Genomic DNA, 2,948 nt, shown 5'->3' on the forward strand with positions numbered 1-2,948 from the left:
GGCCAGGCCTCAGCATTTTATTATGGTGATCCCCTGGGCGAAATGCGCCTGGTAAGCAGAGTTTTTGAAATGTAAGGCCTTTGAATAAGACAAAAGGCTGCCTCATCGCTAACTTTGCAACAGTGCCAGTTTTATTACGAACGTGTTTTGGGTGGACAACGGAAAACATATTTCATCGAAAGACCAAAAAAAGAAAAAACACTTCCTGTTGTGATGAGTGAAGAAGAAACCATTCGGGTACTACGCGCTATTGAAAACGTGAAACACAAGGCTATTCTGATGACTATTTATTCGGCAGGTTTGCGCATTTCTGAATGTATAAACCTGAAAATAAAAGACATTGACTCCAAGCGCATGCAAATTCGTATAGAACAGTCAAAAGGAAAAAGAGATCGTTATACCATTTTATCTGAGAAAACATTAATTATTTTAAGAACATACTTTATGGAATATAAACCAAAAGATTATTTATTTGAAGGTCAAAAAGGTGGCGCATACTCAAGCCGAAGTATTCAAAACATTTTTAAAGCAGCTGTTTTAAAAGCAAAGATTCAAAAGGAAGTTACTGTACATACCTTACGACATAGCTTTGCAACGCATTTGCTTGAGAATGGTACGAGTTTACGTTATATTCAATCGTTGTTAGGTCATTCAAGCAGTAAAACAACTGAGGTTTATACACATATTACCACCAAGGGAATGGAACAATTAAAAAGTCCGATGGATTTGTTAGATATATAGAAAGGATTTGTATATTTGAGCAAAACTTAACAAAAAGCACTATGAATATAAATCCTTTTGAGAGAGTAGAAACGAACGGTAAACGGTTGAAAACGGATTTGTCACTGATAATGAAAGGTTTAGCAAAATAAGATATAGTGGATATATACGCCATTTGGCGTATAGCCACTTGTTATGTGCCATTTTTGAATGACAATGCGAATAGATACGGACAAACAAATGAATTTACTTAGTGATAAGAACGTTGCAATAATTGGTGGTGGACCCGTTGGACTGACTATGGCAAAATTATTACAGCAAAACGGCATAGACGTTTCAGTTTACGAAAGAGACAACGACCGAGAGGCAAGAATTTTTGGTGGAACCCTTGACCTACACAAAGGTTCAGGTCAGGAAGCAATGAAAAAAGCGGGATTGTTACAAACTTATTATGACTTAGCCTTACCAATGGGTGTAAATATTGCTGATGAAAAAGGCAATATTTTATCCACAAAAAATGTAAAGCCCGAAAATCGATTTGACAATCCTGAAATAAACAGAAATGACTTAAGGGCTATCTTGTTGAATAGTTTAGAAAACGACACGGTTATTTGGGATAGAAAACTTGTTATGCTTGAACCTGGTAAGAAGAAGTGGACACTAACTTTTGAGAATAAACCGAGTGAAACAGCAGATTTGGTTATTCTTGCCAATGGTGGAATGTCGAAAATAAGGAGCTTTGTTACCGACACGCAAGTTGAAGAAACCGGTACTTTCAACATCCAAGCTGATATTCTTCAACCGGAAATAAACTGTCCCGGATTTTTTCAGCTATGCAACGGCAACCGATTAATGGCGGGACATCAGGGCATTTTATTGTTTGCCAATCCCAATAATAATGGTGCATTGTATTTAGGAATTAGTTTTAAAACGCCCGATGAATGGAAAAATAAAATTCCCTTAGATTTTCAGGACAGAAACAGCGTTGCCGATTTTTTATTGAAAAGATTTTCCAAATGGAGTGAAGTTTACAAACAATTAATACGTTCGGTATCAACATTTCAATGCTTGCCCACAAGGAAATTTCCTTTGAACAATGATTGGAAAAGTAACCGTCCATTACCCATAACAATGATTGGCGATGCTGCTCATTTGATGTCGCCTTTTGCAGGACAGGGTGTAAATACGGGATTATTGGATGCTTTGATATTGTCTGAAAACCTTACAAACGGAGAATTTACAAGTATTGAAAATGCCATCGAAAACTACGAACAACAAATGTTTGTTTATGCAAAAGATACGCAGGACGAATCGACAGAAAACGAAACCGAAATGTTTAGTCCCAATTTTTCGTTTCAAAAATTATTGAATCTATAAACAGTAAGAAAAAACGGCTACTAACAAGCAGTTTTGCAATAGTGGGGCAGAAGTGCAAAATTGAACTTGTGTGCTTCTATCAACTTTTGTACATTAGCTGCCAGTTTAAGATGGGTGCATTTGAGTATGCCCAAAGGAGCCCGCAAGTATGCGCAGGACGAAGCCAGTAGCCGCGCCGATGGTGGCGCGGGTCTATCTGCGCGTCAGCACCGACGCGCAGGACTTGGAACGCCAAGAGGCGATCACTACGGCCGCGAAGGCCGCCGGCTACTACGTCGCCGGCATCTACCGTGAGAAGGCATCCGGCGCACGCGCCGACCGGCCTGAGCTGCTGCGCATGATCGGCGACCTACAGCCCGGCGAGGTGGTCATTGCCGAGAAGATCGACCGCATCAGCCGCCTACCTTTGCCCGAGGCCGAGCGCCTGGTGGCCTCGATACAGGCCAAAGGCGCACGCCTGGCCGTCCCTGGCGTGGTCGATCTATCCGACCTGGCGGCCGAGGCCCAGGGCGTCGCCAAGATCGTGCTGGAAGCCGTGCAGATCATGCTTTTTCGCCTGGCCTTGCAGATGGCCCGCGACGACTACGAGGACAGGCGCGAACGCCAGCGCCAAGGCATTGAGTTGGCCCGCCAGGCCGGGCGGTACAAGGGCCGCCGTGCTGATCCGAAGCGCCGCGCCCAAGTTGTCGCGCTGCGCAAGTCCGGCTACAGCATCAACAAGACCGCCGAGCTGGCCGGGTACAGTGCGGCCCAGGTGAAACGGATATGGGCCGAGGTCAGCCAGGCCGAAGCGAAGCAGCACGGCGCGTTCGTGGAGGACGCATTGACGGAAGCCGATGCCCTGGCCGCTG

Annotated in this window: 3 protein-coding genes and 1 pseudogene; all 4 read left to right on the forward strand. The window is 44.2% G+C overall.

Going from position 1 to position 2,948, the window contains the following annotated elements; all coding sequences use genetic code 11:
• Positions 1-75: pseudogene (locus tag FTU66_RS13445) on the forward strand (IS6 family transposase); the annotation flags it as partial.
• 72 nt (positions 76-147) lie between these two features.
• Entirely contained in the window at positions 148-741 is a 594-nt protein-coding gene (locus tag FTU66_RS13450) for a tyrosine-type recombinase/integrase (protein WP_205779272.1), read from the forward strand.
• A 189-nt stretch (positions 742-930) separates the two neighbouring features.
• Positions 931-2,097 carry a tetracycline-inactivating monooxygenase Tet(X3) gene (locus FTU66_RS13455; RefSeq protein ID WP_024160783.1) on the forward strand — a complete coding sequence of 389 codons (1,167 nt, stop codon included), beginning with the start codon at positions 931-933 and terminating at the stop codon, positions 2,095-2,097.
• A gap of 148 nt (positions 2,098-2,245) precedes the next feature.
• Positions 2,246-2,948, forward strand: a 703-nt coding sequence (locus FTU66_RS13460) for a recombinase family protein (protein ID WP_179994526.1), incomplete at its 3' end; no start/stop codon positions are given.

This window comes from Acinetobacter sp. YH12131 (assembly GCF_013418635.1).
Taxonomy (GTDB): Bacteria; Pseudomonadota; Gammaproteobacteria; order Pseudomonadales; family Moraxellaceae; genus Acinetobacter; species Acinetobacter towneri.